Here is a 17,604-nt window from a genome sequence, read left to right as displayed (position 1 = left end):
ATTGTCATCCTGAGGAACGAAGGATCTATTATTCCGCGATTGGATGATCAATTGTATTATCTTTATGAATAAATCATCCTCTGTTCATGCCTAAAAAATGCTTATTCGCCTTGTTAGCTGTCTTCTTGCTAATATCTTGTCAACAAAGGAAACAAGAAGAAAAATTATACTTTAAAAAGTTATCTAAAGACTCAGTTGAGAATCTTCACCTGGTAAGAATATTACGCAGCAACAATAAAGATAGTATAATTAGATGTGCAGATGCTGATTTTAAAAGAGGAAAATATTATTACTACTATACAGGGCTTGAGGTGGATAACAGTGATTACTTTATGCAGTATGCGAAGAGAAAATACGGGTTAATATTAGTATTCCACGGCGATGTTGAATTTCCAAGCATAACCTGGTATGATGATGCAATGAGCGGGTTTCTTCGCAGTATTAAAATGAAGCCAATTGGTATTATTTATAAAGAAGCTGAAAAGGAATATGATAAAATCCATACTGTAAAGAAGTAACCTTACAGTATGGATTTTATCATACAATACCTTACTTACTCGCGCTATTACTCAAAAAAGGAGCTACATTAGCCACCTGTGTAGTTTGCAAAGTCGAGCTTCTGAAAGCTTTAAAACGGGTTGAACCACCAAAAACAAACAGATAATTATTATACACTGCAGATGCTGTGGCCCTGCGCTGTTCCATGTTCGATTTGAGTTTTACAAACTGGTTGGCTTTCTCAATTCCCTCTTTCCAGCGAAGCTGAAGAGAGGGTGACCGAGCGTAGCGATGGTCGGGTGAGTCTTCGCCGATGTGCAAATCAACCTTCCGCAATCGTTTTCGTAATTTCTATGGAGCGTACATAATCCAACACTCTACTTAAAACATATATTTGGAGTACTAACCGCAATTATATCTGCATGAGAAAAAAGTACTCCCTGCCACGCGTAAGCATGGCCTCTGCGCTGATCGCCGGATTGGCCCTATCCGCATCGGCACAACAAAAAAATATTTACCATAAAGGTTGGGTCGATTTTAACAAGAACGGCAAAATGGACGTTTTTGAAGACCCCTCACAAACGGTCGACAAACGCGTTGCCGATCTGCTGAGCCAGATGACTGTTGAAGAAAAAACCTGCCAAATGGCCACGCTTTACGGTTACAAACGGGTTTTAAAAGAGGAAATGCCTGCGCCATCATGGAAAAACGAGGTCTGGAAAGATGGTATCGCCAATATCGACGAGGAACTGAACAACCTGGTTTCTACAACCGACAGGGCATATACCGAATACTCGTTCCCCTACAGTAAACATGCTTCGGCCATCAACACTATCCAGAAATGGTTTGTGGAAGAAACCCGCCTGGGGATCCCGGTTGATTTTACCAACGAAGGCATCCACGGCCTGAATCATGATCGCGCCACACCTTTGCCCGCCCCGATATCTATCGGCAGTACTTTTGATAAGCAACTGGTACGCCAGGCTGGTCAAACCGTAGGTCGTGAAGCAAAAGCCTTGGGTTACACCAACGTTTATGCACCCATTCTTGATCCTGCACGCGACCAGCGCTGGGGCCGTGTAGTGGAGTGCTATGGCGAAAATCCTTTCCATATTGCTGAGTTGGGCAAGCAAATGGTACTGGGTATCCAGGAGGAGGGCGTAGCCTCAACCCTTAAACATTTTGCGGTGTACAGCGTACCAAAAGGTGGGCGTGATGGCAGTGCCCGTACCGATCCGCATGTGGCCCCCCGCGAGATGTATCAGATCTATCTTTACCCGTTTCGCCGGGTGATACAGGAAGCGCATCCTATGGGTGTAATGAGCAGTTATAACGATTGGGATGGCGTGCCCATTACCGGCAGTTATTACTTTTTAACCGAGCTGCTGCGCCAGAAATTTGGCTTCAATGGCTATGTGGTATCTGACAGCGAGGCTGTAGAATACCTGTACTCTAAACACCATGTAGCAGGCGATTATAAGGAAGCAGTAAGACAGGTGGTAGAAGCCGGATTGAACGTGCGCACCAACTTTACCATGCCGCAAACTTATATTATGCCCCTGCGCGAGCTGATCAAAGAGAATAAGCTTTCCATGAAGGTGATTGATTCCAGGGTAGCCGATGTGCTGCGGGTAAAATTCCGTTTGGGTTTGTTTGATGACCCGTATGTGAAAGATCCAAAATCATCTGATAAAAAAGTACATACAGCTGCCGATAATGCCATGTCGCTGCAAATGAACCGGGAATCGATGGTATTGTTGAAGAATCAGGGTGATCTGTTGCCTTTGGATAAAAGCAAACTGAAAAATATACTGGTGACCGGTCCGCTGGCCGCCGAAAAAAATTATGCAACCAGCAGGTACGGTCCATCGCACAATCCGGTTACCAATGTGCTGGATGGTATTAAAAATTACGTAGGTAAAGATGTAAATGTTACCTATGCCAAAGGCTGTAATGTGGTGGATGCCACCTGGCCCGAGAGCGAGATCATCGAAACGCCGCTTACCGCTCAGGAGCAGGCCGGTATCGATTCGGCTGTAGCACAAGCCAAACAGGCTGATGTAGTGATAGCTGTGGTAGGTGAAGATTTTGAAAGGGTAGGCGAGAGTCTTTCCCGTACCGGACTAAATTTACCCGGCAGGCAGTTAAAACTGATCCAGGCGCTACAGGCTACCGGCAAACCGGTGGTGATGGTGATGATCAACGGGCAACCACTTACCATTAACTGGGAAAATAAATTTGTACCGGCCATACTCGAAGCCTGGTTCCCTGGTCCGGAAAGCGGTCGTGTAATAGCCGAAACCCTATTTGGTGATAATAACCCCGGCGGCAGATTGCCTATTACCTTCCCAAAAACAACAGGACAAATTGAGTTTAACTTTCCGTTTAAACCGGCTTCGCAGGCCAGTCAGGGCGGCGAGAACAGCTGGGGAAAAACCAGCGTGAATGGCGCGTTGTACCCTTATGGCTACGGCTTAAGCTATACCAAATTTGAGTATAGCAACCTGCAGGTATCGCCAGAGAAAGAGAACTCACAAGGCGATGTACAGGTAAGTGTGGATGTAACCAACACAGGCAGCCGCAAAGGTGATGATGTGGTGCAATTATACCTTAAGGATGAAGTTAGCAGCGTAACCACTTACGAGTACGACCTGCGTGGATTTGAACGCGTTAACCTGGCCTCCGGCGAAAAGAAAACTGTGCAGTTCACCCTGCATCCCGATGACCTGGCCCTGCTGGATAAAAACATGAACTGGACGGTTGAACCCGGTAAATTTATGGTCATGATTGGCAGCTCATCGGTTGATATCAAGCTGAAAAAAGAATTTGAAGTACAATAGAGCTTAAAGCTGAAGGCGGAAAGCTTAAAGCAGGAACATTAATGGAGACTTCCGGAGTTTTAAAAACTTCGGAAGTCTTTGTGTTTAATACCCCGCCTATTTAAGCGTCCACGCTTAAATACCCCATAGGTGAGCGTCGACGCTCACCTGCAGTAAACAACCCCCACCTGAGGTGGGGGCTTTAATTAACCCCTGAAAGGGGACATTCGTTAAAACAGTTTCAAATCTGCTGTACCATCTTCTTTGCGCTCTTCCGATTCTTGATATTTTACATAATTCTTGATTCGCTCTTCGTCTATCCCTACTGTACTCACAAAATAGCCCCGGCTCCAAAAATGATTGCCCCAGTACGGCCTCTTCCTTAACGTTGGATAGCTCTTAAACATCATTATTGCTGTCTTTCCTTTTAAAATACCCATGAAATCACTTACACTTATTTTGGGTGGAATGCTACATACCAGATGAACATGATCTGGCTGAACATTCATCTCAATTACTTCAACCTCTTTCCATGCGCAAATCGTACGGATCTTATCTTCCATCGTATCTGCAAGCACATCACGCAAAATCTTAAACCGATACTTCGGTGTCCAGACTATGTGATATACACAATAGTAAAAACTATGAGAGAGTTTCCTATATTTCGTCACATACCAAAGTTACAAAAACTGGCCTTGCCTTCAATTCTAACCTACCGCCTTAGGCGGTGGTTTTTAGGGGGAATAAAGTTCAAGCGAAGACGCTTGAACTGGCAAGAGCCGCCGTTATACAATTGCTTGTTGGCTGTTGTGGTAAATGCCCCACCTTTAATATCTCAAAGAACTAAATTAAGCAAAAAGCTTACCACATTTTAGGCCCAATTTACGCTAAAACAACAACTATAGAGCCCGTCTGCCAACTGGCGGACGGGCTTACTTATTTCATTTAAGCTGAAAGCCTAAAATATTTTAGGACGATTTGCCTTTGCCCGCTTTTCCTGCCCTCCAAACTCGACCAGTATGTGATTTGGGCCTGACAAAAAAGCATATGCGCCTAAATGCGAGTCGGTAAACTCCTGTAGTTATTCAAATCCTGGATAATTTTCAAATAGATATTTCCCTGTTTTTATTCTATGTACAATCCCGAGCGGATTGATTACTAATCCAATTTCTGCTTTTCTATTTTCACCTTCTAATTTACCTACCCGAACTGTTTGAAGGTCGCCAAGCTTCCATACGTACCATTTTTCTGATATTTTTATAGGTTCTTCACCACGCTTATGTCCAAGGTCACTTGTACCTCTAAATATGATATGATCTGTTTGACCTACATTAGCGATATTACCTACCTTTTCCCATAGACCCATCTTTATACCGAATTTTGTTACGCAGTGAGCATAAAAATCTACTTCACCTTTTGTGATTTCTGATAGATCGGGATTTGTGTCAATAGAATAAACTTTTTTAAATGCCCTTATTACATCGCTGTTTAATTGATATAAATCAAAAGCGATCAACTGAAAATACTTTTTACTCTTATCGTCCAGTTTAACGGAAAATACATCTCCTATTTTTGTGGTTGTTCTTGCCATATCTTAAGGGGTTATACCATATAGCGACCACTTACTAGGTGCTATAGAATTTATTTTGTTCAATAAATTATCCAAACCATAATCGTTAATTAACTTCTGTTCCAAAATACGGGCCCCTCTCCTGCTTAGACCAGTTGCCCCCTCCACGACTTCATAATCTAACAATTCTCTACCCGTTCCAATGGCGGCTTTATGTTCTGCTTCCCTAACAGCAAAATCTCTCGCTGTAATTCCAACGTATTTAACCTCTTGGGTTATAGGATCAAGTCCACGGTAAACTAAGTTTGTTCCCTCTTCCGCCGCTAATTTAGCAATTCCTACGACAGCAACCTTCGCCAAAGCGGTATATGCAGCTTTAACCAAAAAAACATCGGAAATAGCCATTGCCGTGTGAAACGCCCCTGTCCAATAGTTTCCGTTTTGAAAATCATCGACAGCAGCTCTCCCGTTTCCCCAAACAGGTATTAAACTTTCTAAGGTTCCAGGCTGTCCCCCCTGATCAGGAATAGAAAAAATATTATTAAAATAAGCATATATTTACTTATAACAATCAAAAGCGTTCGTGTAGTTTGAACTGAATTACTTCCTTATCCATAAGCATATGAACAAAAGTCTATATAATTTCGGGATCTTTTTTTTAGGATTGACTGTTGCTTGCAGCTTATTCCAAAGCGTAACGCAAATTTGGACCGGTGTTCAGGTTTATACGCTGAGTTCATTTGCTGCCTGGTTTTTAGTAATAAATGCAATTGCTTTAACAGGAGGAATATTCTTGTTAAAGTATTATTATTACCGGGAGTATTGGGCTGCTTTCTATACCTTGATAGCCTCTATCATAGTAAACCTTTGTTTTGCGGCTCTTGTTTTAATGCTATTAACATCAAGGGCATTACTCAATTATTATATGCCTATGGTTCTTACTTCTTTAAGTATCGGCATTGTATCCGCGCTAAGCCTTCTATTTTCAAGTACCAGGAAAAGGTTTTGGTTAAGGATAGGAGGGGCTTTTATATTAGTAGTCGGTTTGATTTTGGTTTCAACTACTGTCTGGACCCTGTTTTCAAAAGATGTGCAATTAAATAGCATATTAGCAAAAATTGCCCAATGGACATCAATACCTGGCAGCTTAATTTACATTCCGTTTATCATGCATTTTTTAAATGAAATTAAGTTGTTAAATAAAGAAAACACAAGTCCGGTTAAGGAATCTGTAAAAGTTACATTGGGTATAGCGCGAACATTGGCTTTGATTATCGCAATAATTTCGGGAGTGATGCTGACTTCCGACGCTAATTCGTCCATATATTGGGGGGCTGTAAATTTTGAAAAAACCCAAACGATGGCTCGGTTATTTGAATCCCGCACCTATGTGGACAGTAAAGGCGATACCTTGTTCTATCATTTACTCAAGCCATTAAATTTCGATCCCGCAAAGAAGTATCCTTTGGTTGTAAGTCTTCCTTACGGCGGCCAACCCGCCACGGATAAGATCAGGCAAATGGAAGGCGCTGTGGCAGCTGAGGTATTATCAACAGATATTAACAGAGCAAATTATCCTGCATTTCTTTTTATACCAAATTGCCCGCCCGGATCTGGCTGGGGAGGTATCCCTAATTATCCATCGGTTGATTCGTTGGTTTATGAAGCCATCAGTTCACTGGATAAAGAACCGGGGATAGATGTAAAAAGACGCTATGTTACAGGGCTGTCAAGAGGTGGTTATGGGGCCTGGCATTTTATCTGTACCCGGCCGGATATGTTTGCCGCCGCGATACCTGTTGCAGGAGGCGAAGATCCTAAATTGGCCTCCCGGATCGTCAATATCCCGGTATGGGCATTCCACGGTGCCAACGACAAAAATGTTCCTGTTAGCGGTTCACGTGATATGATCAACGCCATCAAAAAAGCAGGCGGAAATCCTAAATATACCGAGTTCCCCAATGACGGGCATAATATCTGGGACCGGGTTAATAACACACCTGGTTTATGGGACTGGCTTTTTGCCCAGAAACGTAACTGATAAAGGCGCCGTCATCCGCTGTTATACGAAGTTTTAGTTTGCCGATAATTTTCGATATATTTATAGATAATAGCGGCCCGGTACTCTTTTAACAAGAGTACCGGGCCGTTTTAATTAAGGCACAAACAAGCCGAGAATCAATCGTTTAGTAATTGATTATTTGAAAATGAATATATTAATACTTCTTAAACCTTTCAAAACCTGCCAAAAATTTGTTAAAAAGTGTTAAAATTGATAGTTTTAATCAAAAAATCGATGCTTTTTGAGCTGGATTTATCCTGTTTTCAATTAAAAAAGTGTTAAAATAATAGGTTTAAAAAGTTTTTAACCATGAAGATCCCTACAATAACCGGAATTATCGACCGCCGCATACTGGTTAATTTTGCTATTGATGCGGAAGTAGCCCAAACCATGGTGCCGCCGCCTTTTACCCCTAAACTAATAAAAGGCAAAGCCATTGCGGGTATCTGCCTCATCAGACTCAAGCAGGTGAGGCCAAAAGGTTTACCTGCTTTTGTGGGTCTTGGATCTGAGAACGGGGCGCACCGTATAGCTGTAGAGTGGCAGGAGGATGGCCAAACCAAAGAGGGGGTATACATACCCCGGCGGGATACCTCGTCGCTGTTCAATACACTTGCAGGCGGCAGGATATTCCCGGGAAAACACTACAGGGCTTTGTTTGATGTTGATGAACATGAAGGAAAGTATCATGTTGGCTTTGAAAGCTCTGACGGAGCTTTCATTAGTATAGATGCCACGTTATCAGCTACTTTAAATCCTGATTCGGTTTTTGGAGACCTTGCAACGGCATCTGAATTTTTTAAAGCGGGGGTCAACCGGGTACTCACCCAACGGAAACAAATACGAAGGCTTGCTGCTTGAAACCAATCAATGGGAAGTAAAAGCCCTGGAAGTGAGCAAGGTGAGATCGAGCTATTTTGAGGATGAATCAATATTCCCGAAAGGATCTGTAAAGTTTGATAATGCGCTGATCATGATCAATATTCCGCATGAATGGTCGTCAAAACCAGATAAAGCGGTTGTGAAATAAATAGGCATGAACATGTTCCGGAAAATAAAGGCAGCATGTTCAGGTAATATCTTTTTTTACGTGCTGTAGGCAATTGTTTCATTAATTTTGTCAATTGTACAGGTACCCTTATTGAGTGTAATAATTACAGTTGTAGTTAAATACTTTATTTTTATTTTTATACAATTCAAAACACTAAGGCATTGCCTGTTATAAACCCAATTATAAATTATTGAATGGAACTGGAGAATAAAGGCATCAAGGGCAGTAGGCTAAAAAATATGATCATTAAAACGCTTTATTTTAATAAAGCGATGTCATGTGCGGGATTAAGTGAACTATTTGATAAAAGCATACCATCGATTGCCAAAGCTGTAAATGAATTAATGGACGAGGGGTTTGTTGTTGAGGATGGTTACGCCCCTTCAAGCGGAGGCCGCAGGCCGCTGATGTATTCGGTAAAGGCTAATACTATGTATATTTTAGCTATAGCGCTTGACCAGCTTACGGCACGTATCCAGCTTTTTGACCTGCTGAATAATGCTGTAGCTGATATGGTTACTTTTGAGCTTAAACTGCTTAACAATCCTGACGCTCTGGCTAAACTGACCTCGGAGATCAACAGTTATATTAAAGGCTCAGGCGTTGCCAAAGAAAAGATAGCCGGTATTGGTATTGGTATGCCGGGCTTTATCAACGTTACCGAAGGTATCAATTACACTTACCTTGACGCCGGTGGCGAAAGTTTGACCGCCTATCTTACTGCCAAAACAGGTATTACTACCTATATCGACAACGACTCGAGTTTGATAGCCCTGGCCGAACAAAAATTCGGAATAGCCAAATCGCAAAATGAGGTTATGGTCATCAACCTGGGTTGGGGCATTGGTTTGGGGATGATCGTAAATGGTAAATTATTCCGTGGATATAATGGTTTTGCCGGTGAATTAAGCCATATACCTTTATCAGAGGATGGTGCGCTTTGCGAATGCGGAAAGCGTGGCTGCCTTGAAGCAGAAGCATCTATGCTGGTTGTCGCCCGAAAAGCCATTGCAGGTATTCAACAGGGGCGTATTACCAGTTTAAAATATAACAGTAACGATAATGACCACTCAAAACTCATGGGTGATGCCGTACTGGAAGCAGCCAACAATGGCGATCAGTTTGCTATTGAACTACTGTCAGATGCGGGTTATAAAATAGGGAAGGCGCTGGCCATTCTTATCCATATCATGAACCCTGCCAATATCGTATTAAGCGGCAGGGGAGCCAAAGTAGCTAAGATATTGATGGCGCCTATTCAGCAGGCTCTGCATAAATACTGTATCCCGAGGCTTGCAGGAGGCACTGAGTTACTGGTATCGGAGCTTGGCTTTGACGCCGAACTGATTGGGGCAGCAGTACTGGTAATGGAAAATTTTGATAAAAATGTTAAAGCAAAAATAAGCAAAGCAGCGAAAGCTGTGGCCTGATAGATGTGCGAACAAGATTAGATGTGCGGATGTGCAAATTTCAGATGTGCAGATTGTTTGAATTATAATTTAATGACTAATGGGGGTGACATTTATCATCTGCACACCTGCACATTTGAAATCTGCACATCTAAGAAAATACTTTTCCTGAATAATCCATAGCTTCCTGGAATTTGGCCGAATCAAGCTCCAGGGGCTCGTTTTGCGAATGGAGGTACTCTATTAGATTTTCGGTGGCGATGTTGCCTGTGAGGTCATCTGCGGCCATTGGGCAGCCTCCATAACCTTTTAGTGCCACATCAAAGCGTTTACACCCACTTTTATAAGCCGCTTCTATCTTGGGTTGCCAGGTATCAGGAGTAGAATGCAGATGGACGCCAAATTCTGTTTCAGGAAATTTACGGCATAGGTCGGGATAAATACTGCTGATCTGTGCTGCCTGGGCAATGCCAATGGTATCGGCAAGGGCTATGTTCTTGACGTCGTGACCAATAAGTTGTTCTGTCCAGTGTTCAATAATGCCGGTATTCCATTCGTCGCCATAAGGGTTACCGAAGCCCATGGAAAGGTAAACCAGTAATTGTTTATTATTAGCTGCACATAGCTCTTTTATCCGTTTTACATTATCAAAAGCCTGCGGCATTGTAGTATTGGTATTACGAAGCTGGAAAGTTTCGGATATAGAAAAGGGATAGCCCAGGTAGGTGATCTCCTCATGTTTAACAGCATCTTCGGCACCGCGATAGTTGGCAATAATAGCCAGCAGTTTTGATCGTGCATTGCTCATATCCAGCTTTTTTAATACCTCGGCAGTGTCTTGCATTTGTGGTATCGCTTTAGCAGATACAAAACTGCCAAAATCAATAGTGTCGAAACCTACCTGTAACAGCAGGTTAATATAAGCCGCTTTGATATCAGTAGGTACAAAATCATGCAGGCCCTGCATGGCATCGCGGGGGCATTCGGTTATTTTTATGCTCATTTCAAGTACTAAGTCTGAGGTCTATAGTCCAAAGTTAGTTTTTAAGTCTGACGTTTTTGCGTTTTAACTAAAGACTTCTGGCTTCGGACCTAAGACTTCGGAATCAATCAACCGTTTTTGGTAGGTGCTGATCTTCGGTAAGGCCCTCACGTTCAAATTTGCGGATAATAAGCCTTGTGCCGCCATTATACGTAATATAGCTGGATACCCAGTTAATAAACACGATCACCTTGTTACGGCCACCTAAAAGCGATATCAGGTGGACAAACAGCCATATGAGCCAGGCAAAAAATCCTTGGAACTTTATTTTACCCAGGTCGGCAACGGCTTTATTACGGCCAATAGTGGCTAACGAGCCTTTATCAAAATACTTAAAAGGTGTTGTTGGTTCATGGTTGATGAGCTGGGCTATAGATTTGGCCACATGCTGACCCATTTGTATAGCTACCTGTGCCACACCAGGGTGGCCTTTTGGGGTTTCGTCGGTTATCATGGCTGCCACATCGCCAATGGCAAAGATATTGTTAGTGCCTACCACACGGCAAATGCTATCAACCCTGATCCTGTTGCCGCGTTCAATAAAGTTAGGGTCAATACCTTCTGGCACTACACCCATAACGCCGGCACTCCATATTACGGTTTTAGTGCGGATGGTTTTACCGCCTTCAAACTTGATTTCTTCGCCATCGTAACTATCTACTTTTACGCCTAAAAGTACCTCAACACCCATTTTGGTCAAAAACTCTTTAGTCGCGGCTGATGCTTCCTCAGAAAAAGGCCCCAATACTTTTGGCAGGAAATCAACAAGGTATACCTTCATATCCTCTTTTTTGAGCTCGGGATAATCTTTAGCGAGGATATGATTACGTAATTCGGCCAATGCTCCGGATAGTTCTACACCGGTTGGCCCGGCACCTACCAGTACAAAGGTCAAATAAGGGTCGCGTTCCTCTTTGGTAGTTTTTAGTAAGGCTTCCTCTATGTTTTGCAATACAGCGTATCGCAGGTTAAGTGCCTCCGGTACAGATTTCATAGGCATCGAAAACTTTTCGATATCCTTATTCCCAAAAAAATTGGTGGTTGAGCCGGTAGCTATCACAAGATAATCATAGGCTATTTCGCCAATGGTAGTGTCAATCGTGTTCTTTTCGGCATTTACTTTAAGCACCTCGGCAATCCTGAACCTGAAGTTCTTTTGATTGGCAAAGTTTTTACGCAGCGAAAAAGCGATGGATTCCGACTCGAGGCTTCCCGTAGCCACCTGGTATAAAAGTGGTTGAAAAGTATGATAATTATGCTTGTCGAGCATTAAAACATCAACGGGCTTTTCTTTAAGATGCTTGGCTACCTGGAGGCCGCCAAAGCCTCCGCCAACAATAACTACCAGTGGGAATTTTGAGCTGTCTGTTAAGTTCATAGCACAGGTGTTTTATTTTATGCAGAGATACAACAAATGTGTCTCTTTTTAAATGCCTCGAATATTTATAGAAACAAAAAAAGCCCCAAATGTTCTTTGGGGCCTTATAAATAAATTTACGGAGTGTTTATCTCAGGTCTTTTTTACCAAAGTCAACAATAACCGGAGTTGCTACGCAGATTGAAGAGTATGTTCCGAAGATCACACCGATCAATAACGCAAAGGAGAAGCCTTTGATCACGTCGCCACCAAATATGAACAATACGATTAATACGAACACCACGGTTAAAGCGGTAATGATGGTACGACTTAATGTGCTGTTGATAGCCTGGTTAATTACTTCTTCAGGGTTATCAGTTTTAGCATGGTGCAGTTCCAGGAACTCGCGGATCCTGTCAAACACTACCACGGTATCATTGATCGAGTAACCGATTACCGTTAATATCGCTGCAATGAACGCCTGGTCAATATCCAGCGAGAATGGAAGTATACCTCTGAATAAAGAGAAGAATGATAATACCAGTAGAGCATCGTGCGCGGTTGCTACCATCGCACCCAAACTGAACTGCCATTTGCGGAAACGGATCAGGATATAGGCTGAGATAACAAATATAGCGAACAATACGGTGTAGACGGCTGATGTTTTTAATTCATCAGCAACAGTAGCGCTTACTTTTGAGAAACCTACTATATCCTTATCGGTTATACGGGTTGCCTCTTTGGTGCCTAAAGCCTGGATCAATGTGCTCCTTACTTTAGAATCAGTAGCAGCGTTGTTATCCTTGATCAACAGGTTTGTGGTGATACTCATTTTATCAGCACCAAATGTTTTGACCTCCGTACTGCGGCCTAATGTAGCATCAACTGCATCATGTATGGCTTCGGTAGTAACGGCTTTATTAGGGAAGGTAATGATATAGTTACGACCGCCTTCAAAATCTACCCCGTAACTAAAACCGCGGGTGAAGATGGATATTAAGCCAGCTAAGATGAATATACCTGAGAACGCGTAAAACTTGAAACGATTTTTTACGAATTTGAAATTGGCATTTTTGAAGGTATGTGAGCTCCATGGATGTGAAAATTTGATATCCCAACCTTTATCAAGCATCCACTCAAATATAACCCTTGAGATCAGCAATGAGCAGAACAATGAGGTAATGATACCGATCATCAATGTGGTAGCGAAACCTTGTATCGGGCCCGAACCGAAGATGAACAGGATCAAACCGGTTAAGAAAGTACTGATCTGTGAATCGAGAATAGATGGTAAAGCGTGTTTGAAACCATCGGCTACAGCTATTCTTAATGATTTACCTAAGCCCAATTCTTCACGAACACGTTCGTAAACCAGTACGTTGGCATCAACCGCAATACCCAGCGTGAGTACGATACCGGCAATACCAGGTAAAGTTAATACCGCGCCTAAGCTGGTTAATACACCCATCAGGAAAAATATGTTGATGACAACCGCTACAACCGCTACAGTACCCGCACGGTTGTAATAAGCGATCATGAATATCAATACCACAACCAAGCCTAATATACTTGAAGTAACACCGGCATTGATGGCTTCCTGACCCAATGACGGACCTACTACAGATTCCGATATGATGTGAGCCGGAGCAGGTAAACGACCAGCTTTTAATACGTTGGCCAAATCCTTAGTATCTTCAATCGTAAAGTTTCCAGAGATAGAAGATACACCACCGGAAATTTCATTCTGAACGACTGGCGCAGAGTATACATTATCGTCCAATACAATCGCTACTGATTTTTTGTTGGTACCTGACGATGCCTCAGCAGTAACTGTACGCCATTTTTGGGCGCCTTCGGAGTTCATGATCATCACAACTTCCGGATTTCCTTTAGGATCATTATCAGCACGCGCGTCATTGATCACATCACCCGATAATACCGGGCCGTTTTCAGCGCCTGTTAATTTGATCGCATATAATGCGAATATTTTGTCCTTACTATTTTTTGCAGGTTTTACTTCCCAAAGAAATTTCAGGTTGCGTGGTATTACCGCCTGCACATCGGCGTTATGCAAGTAAGAGTTAACTTTAGCCGTATCTTTCAGCGGAGAATAACCTACAACCGGACCCTGACCTAATTGCTGTTGTCCGCTTGCGTCAGGAATAACGTTTAGGGACAACACTGAAAACAGTGGGTGCAATGCAGCCAATTGCGTTTTATTGGCCAACGCCGATGCAGAAGTATCTTTAGCAGCATTCTTTTGAACCTTACTCAATAATGAACCCGCTTTGGCGGCAGTGTCAGTTTTGGCGGCAGCTGTTGTTGTAGCTTTAGCCTTTGATGAATCTGCTTTAGCTGTTTTGTTTTTTGCGGCAAGCAAGTTGTCAATATTGATCAGGTATTGATAAGCCTCGGCATTATCATAAGTTTCATAGAACTCTAACTTGGCAGAGCCTTGTAATAGCTTACGGACACGCTCCGGTTCTTTTACACCTGGCAGCTCAACCAAAATGCGATTTGAGCTTTGCTCTAACTGAATGTTAGGTTGCGTAACACCAAACTGGTTGATACGGGTATTTAAAACCGTATACGATTGTTTTACCGCGGTATTAGCCTGATCTTTCAAATAAGCAGCAACCTCGCTGTTTGAAGCGTTAAACTTCAAATGGTCCTGGTTGTCTTTTGTTGAAAAGATGGCGGCCAGTTTACCGTTCGGATTCAGTTTTTCGTATTCGCTAACAAAAAGTGTGATGAAATCCTTTTGAGTGGTTTGTGCATTAGCCTGTAATTTGTCGGCATTTGCCAAAGCCTGGTTAAACACAACATCCGGATTGTTGTTGGCAATTTTCCTTACCAACTCGTCAAGCGAAATTTGCATGGTAACGTTCATCCCGCCTTTAAGGTCGAGACCTAATGCCAATTCTCTTTGAAGAACGTATTGATAATTGTGTTTGAACAACGGATATACCGGTTGTGAAGACATCGAATCCAGATACGCTGTTTCTTTCTTAGGGTCACCCTTTGAATATACTTTGGCATCACTTTGAACTTTGCGCGCCACCCACGTGAAAGACAGCTGGTATAAGCATACTACAGCCAGCAGAATGGCGAAAAATTTAATAACCCCTTTACCTTGCATCGAATTATAATATGTAATTAATTAGTTTATAAGCTTTTTTTAATAAGACGGCAAATCTAATAAAATTTCGCAAGCATGAAATTTTAAATTAAAACAATTTGATGACAGAAAATGTTACCGACGTTCCAACGTGATGAAGGAGTACCTGTACTTGTTTTTTTCATCAGGCTCAAAATTTTTCCGTTCCATCTCTTTCCATTCCTGCGGATCCAGCTCCGGAAAAAAAGTATCGCCATCAAAATCCTGGTCGATCACCGTTAAATAGATACGATCGGTTAGCGGTAAGGCTTGCCGGTAAATTTGGGCGCCTCCAACAATAAATACCTCATCCTCGCCGGCGCAAAGCCCCAGGGCATCTTCTATAGAGCCTGCAACTTCACAGCCCTCAATAGCGATGGACTGTTGGGTTACTACGATGTTGCGGCGTTTGGGTAATGGTTTGCCAACCGATTCATAGGTTTTGCGGCCCATGATAACCGTATGCCCGGTGGTGACATCCTTAAAATGTTTCAGGTCATTGGGTAAATACCAGAGTAGTTTATTGTCTTTGCCGATAGCATGGTTTTTGGCTATGGCAACTATGATAGATGTGGTCATTATCGTCATTTAGTCATTTGTCTGAATCAGAATTTTCAGAATTTGAGAATTTCCTGAATTCAGTAGTAGTATATCCTGCCTATTACGTCATTGCGAGGTACGAAGCAATCTTTATGCTGTACAGGGTGACTCTACAGATCGGGGATTGCTTCGTACCTCGCAATGACGTGTGGGCATTAATTGTTGTAAGATTAATAAAATTCTGTTAATTTTTAAATTCTGAAAATTCTGATTCAGACAACTACACCGCCACTGCTGCCTTAATATGCGGCCACGGATCATAATTCTCCAAAGTGAAATCTTCAAACTTAAAAGCGAAGATGTCTTTTACCTCAGGATTGATCTTCATGGTTGGCAGGGGGCGTGGTTCACGGCTTAGTTGCAAACGGGCTTGATCCATATGGTTGTTGTACAAATGGGCATCGCCAAAAGTATGGATGAAGTCGCCATAGTCCAGATCACATACCTGTGCCATCATCATTGTCAGCAAAGCGTAGGAAGCGATATTGAACGGTACACCCAAAAATATATCGGCACTGCGCTGATATAATTGACAAGACAGCTTGCCTCTTGATTCTCCCTTCAGTGGGTTAGGGGGCTCTACGTAAAACTGGAAAAGACTATGGCAAGGGGGCAGGGCCATCTGGTTCACATCTGCAACATTCCATGCCGATACGATCATGCGGCGCGAGTCGGGATTGTTTTTAATTTGATTTACCACCTGGGTTATCTGGTCAATGTGACCACCGTCGGGTTTTGGCCATGAACGCCACTGGTAGCCGTACACCGGCCCGAGGTTACCCTCGGCATCGGCCCACTCATCCCAAATGCGTACTCCGTTTTCTTTCAGATAGCTGATATTGGTATCGCCGCTCAAAAACCAGATGAGTTCATGAATAATGGATTTAAGGTGCAATTTTTTGGTGGTCACCATTGGGAAACCATCTTTGAGGTTGAAACGCATCTGGTAGCCAAACACACTTACCGTACCGGTTCCTGTCCTGTCATGCTTTTGCGCGCCGGTTTCCATCACATGGCTCATCAAATCGAGATACTGTTTCATTTTTGGTTGATTAAATTAGATTGGGTTGATTGGTGAGTGGTTGGATTAAGTTGATTAAGTTTTGAAGAGCCTAATGAACTAATGAACCAGTGAACCAATGAACAATTTTAAAAGGCAAAGAAAAATAATCTAATTTTGACATCCTAACCGATGTGCAAAAATACACGCGGTGTTAGTCTTTTTTCTATGATCCTTTTTCCGAACGCAAAAATAAACATTGGCCTCAACATTATCGAACGCCGGCCTGACGGTTATCATAATCTGGAAACCATTTTTTACCCCATCAACATTAAAGATGCGCTTGAGGTTGTAGTGAGCGATAAGCTGAGTTTTGAATCATCCGGTTTGGATATCCCGGGCAGGGTAGAGGACAACCTGTGCATTAAAGGTTATCATTTATTAAAAAATGACCATGACCTGCCGCCGGTGAGTATCCATCTGCATAAAAATATTCCGATAGGGGCCGGACTGGGCGGGGGCTCGGCCGATGCCGCTTATTTTATCAGGCTGATGAATCAGCAATTTGAACTCGGGCTGTCTGTTGCTGAAATGACCGGTTATGCACGCAAACTTGGTGCTGACTGTGCCTTCTTTATCGAGAATAAACCGGTCTTCGCTTTTGAGAAGGGTGATGAGTTTGAATCGATCAGATTGGATCTGTCCAAATATAAAATCGCTTTGGTGATGCCTGATATTCACATATCAACCGCCGAGGCTTTCAGAGGGGTTAAACCAACCCCTGTAAAAGAATCATTATTTGATCTCATTGCGGAACCTATCACCGAGTGGAAAAAATATATCAAGAATGATTTTGAAGCATCGATATTTAAAAACCATGTGGAGATACGAGGTGTTAAAGCAGCCTTGTATGAAGCTGGCGCCATCTACGCCAGCATGAGCGGGAGCGGAGCATCGGTATTTGGCATATTTGAACAAACCCCCAACCTGCAACATTTGGAAGCAGAGAATGAAGTGTTTTATTTATAATTTGAGATTT

16 protein-coding genes are annotated in these 17,604 nt (G+C 42.7%); 7 read left to right on the top strand and 9 right to left on the bottom strand.

Going from position 1 to position 17,604, the window contains the following annotated elements; all coding sequences use genetic code 11:
* Positions 1 to 86: 86 nt before the first annotated feature.
* Positions 87 to 518 carry a hypothetical protein gene (locus AB6735_RS08570; RefSeq protein ID WP_370995515.1) on the top strand — a complete coding sequence of 144 codons (432 nt, stop codon included), beginning with the start codon at positions 87 to 89 and terminating at the stop codon, positions 516 to 518.
* Positions 519 to 549: 31 nt separating this feature from the next.
* Here the strand turns inward: AB6735_RS08570 and AB6735_RS08565 are convergent, their stop codons facing one another.
* Complete coding sequence (locus tag AB6735_RS08565) at positions 550 to 834, bottom strand: hypothetical protein (protein WP_370995514.1); 285 nt, start codon at positions 832 to 834, stop codon at positions 550 to 552.
* Positions 835 to 920: 86 nt separating this feature from the next.
* Between AB6735_RS08565 and AB6735_RS08560 the strand changes: the two genes are divergently transcribed.
* On the top strand, positions 921 to 3,338 hold the full coding sequence (locus tag AB6735_RS08560; protein WP_370995513.1) for a glycoside hydrolase family 3 N-terminal domain-containing protein: 2,418 nt from the start codon (positions 921 to 923) through the stop codon (positions 3,336 to 3,338).
* Positions 3,339 to 3,547: 209 nt separating this feature from the next.
* Here AB6735_RS08560 and tnpA read toward each other — a convergent pair whose 3' ends face one another.
* The 3 genes from tnpA to AB6735_RS08545 form a co-directional block, all read right to left on the bottom strand.
* Positions 3,548 to 3,988, bottom strand: coding sequence for an IS200/IS605 family transposase (gene tnpA / locus AB6735_RS08555; RefSeq protein WP_370995512.1), 441 nt, complete (start codon positions 3,986 to 3,988; stop codon positions 3,548 to 3,550).
* Between the two features lie 410 nt (positions 3,989 to 4,398).
* A complete protein-coding gene (locus tag AB6735_RS08550; protein WP_370995511.1) occupies positions 4,399 to 4,908 on the bottom strand; it encodes an Imm26 family immunity protein in 510 nt (169 codons plus the stop codon).
* Positions 4,909 to 4,911: 3 nt separating this feature from the next.
* A complete protein-coding gene (locus AB6735_RS08545; RefSeq protein WP_370995510.1) occupies positions 4,912 to 5,292 on the bottom strand; it encodes a hypothetical protein in 381 nt (126 codons plus the stop codon).
* Positions 5,293 to 5,509: 217 nt separating this feature from the next.
* On the opposite strand from AB6735_RS08545, the gene AB6735_RS08540 reads away from it, so the two are divergent.
* The 4 genes from AB6735_RS08540 (at position 5,510) to AB6735_RS08525 (ending at position 9,430) form a co-directional block, all read left to right on the top strand.
* Positions 5,510 to 6,928, top strand: a complete 1,419-nt coding sequence (locus tag AB6735_RS08540) for a dienelactone hydrolase family protein (protein WP_370995509.1) — start codon at positions 5,510 to 5,512, stop codon at positions 6,926 to 6,928.
* 330 nt (positions 6,929 to 7,258) lie between these two features.
* The gene (locus AB6735_RS08535; protein ID WP_370995508.1) at positions 7,259 to 7,810 is read left to right on the top strand and encodes a DUF2071 domain-containing protein; all 552 of its coding nucleotides are present in this window, start codon (positions 7,259 to 7,261) and stop codon (positions 7,808 to 7,810) included.
* Positions 7,800 to 7,979: a hypothetical protein gene (locus AB6735_RS08530; RefSeq protein ID WP_370995507.1), complete on the top strand. Its 180-nt coding sequence runs from the start codon at positions 7,800 to 7,802 to the stop codon at positions 7,977 to 7,979. The genes AB6735_RS08535 and AB6735_RS08530 overlap by 11 nt, the downstream gene beginning before the upstream one ends.
* A 215-nt stretch (positions 7,980 to 8,194) precedes the next feature.
* Complete coding sequence (locus AB6735_RS08525; RefSeq protein WP_370995506.1) at positions 8,195 to 9,430, top strand: ROK family protein; 1,236 nt, start codon at positions 8,195 to 8,197, stop codon at positions 9,428 to 9,430.
* 130 nt (positions 9,431 to 9,560) lie between these two features.
* On the opposite strand, the gene AB6735_RS08520 is transcribed toward AB6735_RS08525, so the two are convergent.
* From AB6735_RS08520 to AB6735_RS08500, 5 genes are all read right to left on the bottom strand, one after another.
* Positions 9,561 to 10,412, bottom strand: coding sequence for a hydroxymethylglutaryl-CoA lyase (locus tag AB6735_RS08520; RefSeq protein ID WP_370995505.1), 852 nt, complete (start codon positions 10,410 to 10,412; stop codon positions 9,561 to 9,563).
* A 103-nt stretch (positions 10,413 to 10,515) separates the two neighbouring features.
* Positions 10,516 to 11,829 (bottom strand): NAD(P)/FAD-dependent oxidoreductase, encoded by a 1,314-nt coding sequence (locus AB6735_RS08515; protein ID WP_370995504.1) that lies wholly within the window; start codon positions 11,827 to 11,829, stop codon positions 10,516 to 10,518.
* Positions 11,830 to 11,956: 127 nt separating this feature from the next.
* Positions 11,957 to 14,947 (bottom strand): protein translocase subunit SecDF, encoded by a 2,991-nt coding sequence (secDF, locus tag AB6735_RS08510; protein ID WP_370995503.1) that lies wholly within the window; start codon positions 14,945 to 14,947, stop codon positions 11,957 to 11,959.
* 114 nt (positions 14,948 to 15,061) lie between these two features.
* Positions 15,062 to 15,544, bottom strand: a complete 483-nt coding sequence (locus AB6735_RS08505) for a dihydrofolate reductase (protein ID WP_370995502.1) — start codon at positions 15,542 to 15,544, stop codon at positions 15,062 to 15,064.
* Positions 15,545 to 15,785: 241 nt separating this feature from the next.
* On the bottom strand, positions 15,786 to 16,607 hold the full coding sequence (locus AB6735_RS08500; RefSeq protein WP_370995501.1) for a thymidylate synthase: 822 nt from the start codon (positions 16,605 to 16,607) through the stop codon (positions 15,786 to 15,788).
* 150 nt (positions 16,608 to 16,757) lie between these two features.
* Here AB6735_RS08500 and ispE point away from each other — a divergent pair, with 150 nt between their 5' ends.
* Entirely contained in the window at positions 16,758 to 17,594 is an 837-nt protein-coding gene (gene ispE / locus AB6735_RS08495; protein ID WP_370995500.1) for a 4-(cytidine 5'-diphospho)-2-C-methyl-D-erythritol kinase, read from the top strand.
* The last annotated feature ends 10 nt before the right edge of the window (positions 17,595 to 17,604 follow it).

It is taken from the genome of Mucilaginibacter sp. RCC_168 (genome assembly GCF_041355315.1).
Lineage (GTDB): Bacteria > Bacteroidota > Bacteroidia > Sphingobacteriales > Sphingobacteriaceae > Mucilaginibacter.
The sequence above is the reverse complement of the archived record's forward strand: the minus strand, read 5'-3'. Positions and strand labels throughout refer to the sequence as shown.

Excerpts from the sequence above, each read along its gene's own strand:
- AB6735_RS08570 (WP_370995515.1), top strand. The coding sequence starts at position 87 with ATGCCTAAAAAATGCTTATTCGCCTTGTTAGCTGTCTTCTTGCTAATA.
- AB6735_RS08560 (WP_370995513.1), top strand. The coding sequence starts at position 921 with ATGAGAAAAAAGTACTCCCTGCCACGCGTAAGCATGGCCTCTGCGCTG.
- AB6735_RS08550 (WP_370995511.1), bottom strand. The coding sequence starts at position 4,908 with ATGGCAAGAACAACCACAAAAATAGGAGATGTATTTTCCGTTAAACTG.
- AB6735_RS08545 (WP_370995510.1), bottom strand. The coding sequence starts at position 5,292 with ATGGCTATTTCCGATGTTTTTTTGGTTAAAGCTGCATATACCGCTTTG.
- AB6735_RS08540 (WP_370995509.1), top strand. The coding sequence starts at position 5,510 with ATGAACAAAAGTCTATATAATTTCGGGATCTTTTTTTTAGGATTGACT.
- AB6735_RS08535 (WP_370995508.1), top strand. The coding sequence starts at position 7,259 with ATGAAGATCCCTACAATAACCGGAATTATCGACCGCCGCATACTGGTT.
- AB6735_RS08525 (WP_370995506.1), top strand. The coding sequence starts at position 8,195 with ATGGAACTGGAGAATAAAGGCATCAAGGGCAGTAGGCTAAAAAATATG.
- AB6735_RS08520 (WP_370995505.1), bottom strand. The coding sequence starts at position 10,412 with ATGAGCATAAAAATAACCGAATGCCCCCGCGATGCCATGCAGGGCCTG.
- AB6735_RS08515 (WP_370995504.1), bottom strand. The coding sequence starts at position 11,829 with ATGAACTTAACAGACAGCTCAAAATTCCCACTGGTAGTTATTGTTGGC.
- secDF (WP_370995503.1), bottom strand. The coding sequence starts at position 14,947 with ATGCAAGGTAAAGGGGTTATTAAATTTTTCGCCATTCTGCTGGCTGTA.
- AB6735_RS08505 (WP_370995502.1), bottom strand. The coding sequence starts at position 15,544 with ATGACCACATCTATCATAGTTGCCATAGCCAAAAACCATGCTATCGGC.
- AB6735_RS08500 (WP_370995501.1), bottom strand. The coding sequence starts at position 16,607 with ATGAAACAGTATCTCGATTTGATGAGCCATGTGATGGAAACCGGCGCG.
- ispE (WP_370995500.1), top strand. The coding sequence starts at position 16,758 with ATGTGCAAAAATACACGCGGTGTTAGTCTTTTTTCTATGATCCTTTTT.